We start from the raw sequence: 1,366 nt of genomic DNA on the forward strand, positions 1-1,366 counted from the left end.
CTCCCGCATACCCACCCCGCCCTGACCCCATGCCCCCGCCCCGGCCTCGTCAATGAACGAGGACCACAGAGCGTGTGGAACGCGCGGCGCGGGGCGCAGATGAGGGTGGGAACAACTAGGCTTGGAGGGTGACCACAGCTCTGTATCGCCGGTATCGCCCCGACACCTTTGACCAGGTGATCGGCCAGGAACACGTGACGGAGCCGCTCAAGGCGGCGCTGCGCGCGAATCGCGTGACGCACGCGTACCTGTTCTCCGGGCCGCGCGGATGCGGCAAGACCACCTCGGCGCGCATCCTCGCGCGCTGCCTGAACTGCGCACAGGGCCCCACGGACACCCCGTGCGGCCAGTGCGAATCGTGCCGTGAGCTGGCCACCGGCGGCCCCGGCTCGCTCGACGTCGTCGAGATCGACGCGGCCTCACACGGCGGCGTTGACGACGCTCGCGACCTGCGCGAGCGCGCCACCTTCGCGCCGGTGCGTGACCGCTACAAGATCTTCATCATCGACGAAGCCCACATGGTCACGAACCAGGGCTTCAACGCGCTGCTCAAGCTCGTCGAGGAGCCGCCCGAGCACGTCAAGTTCGTCTTCGCGACCACGGAACCTGAGCGCGTCATCGGCACGATCCGCTCGCGCACCCACCACTACCCGTTCCGCCTGGTGCCACCGGACGTCCTCGGCCCCTACCTGACGGGCCTGTGCGCCGAGGAGCACATCGGAGTCGGCGAGGGCGTCCTGACCCTCGTCATGCGCGCGGGCGGCGGCTCGGTGCGCGACACTCTCTCGGTGCTCGACCAGCTGATGGCCGGCGCGATCGACGGCCAGGTCACCTATCAGACGGCCGTCGCGCTGCTCGGCTACACGGACTCCGCCCTGCTGGATGAATCCGTCGACGCTCTCGCGGGCGGCGACGGCGCCGCAGCCTTCCGCGTCGTCGAGCGCATGGTCGAGTCCGGCCACGACCCGCGCCGCTTCGTCGAGGACCTCCTCCAGCGACTGCGCGACCTCCTCATCATCGCGGTCGCCGGGGACGGCGCGCGCGACGTCCTGGCGGACACCCCGCACGACCAGTTCGAGCGTATGCAGCGCCAGGCCCAGAACTGGGGGCCACACGGCCTGTCCCGCGCAGCCGACCTGACCGACGAGGCCCTGCGAGCCATGACGGGCGCGACCTCGCCCCGCCTGCAGCTCGAGCTCCTCGTTGGGCGCATCCTTGTGCCGACTCCCACCGCCGCGCCCGCCCCTGGGCCCGTGCAGGGAACGGTCGGCATGACCGGTGGGGGAGCGCCGCGAGAGGCTTCCGCGCCGTCGTCGCATGAGGCCTCCTCGGGCCGTTTCGGCGCGCGCGAGGCCCGCGAGGCCCT

The 1,366-nt window shown here is 71.4% G+C and carries 1 protein-coding gene; it reads left to right on the plus strand.

What is annotated here, in order from left to right; all coding sequences use genetic code 11:
- Positions 1–128: 128 nt before the first annotated feature.
- Positions 129–1,366 (plus strand): DNA polymerase III subunit gamma and tau (locus tag HMPREF1137_RS02695; RefSeq protein ID WP_007588633.1); only part of this gene is annotated, 1,238 nt, incomplete at its 3' end.

The organism is Actinomyces sp. ICM39 (assembly GCF_000282935.1).
GTDB lineage: Bacteria > Actinomycetota > Actinomycetes > Actinomycetales > Actinomycetaceae > Pauljensenia > Pauljensenia odontolytica_B.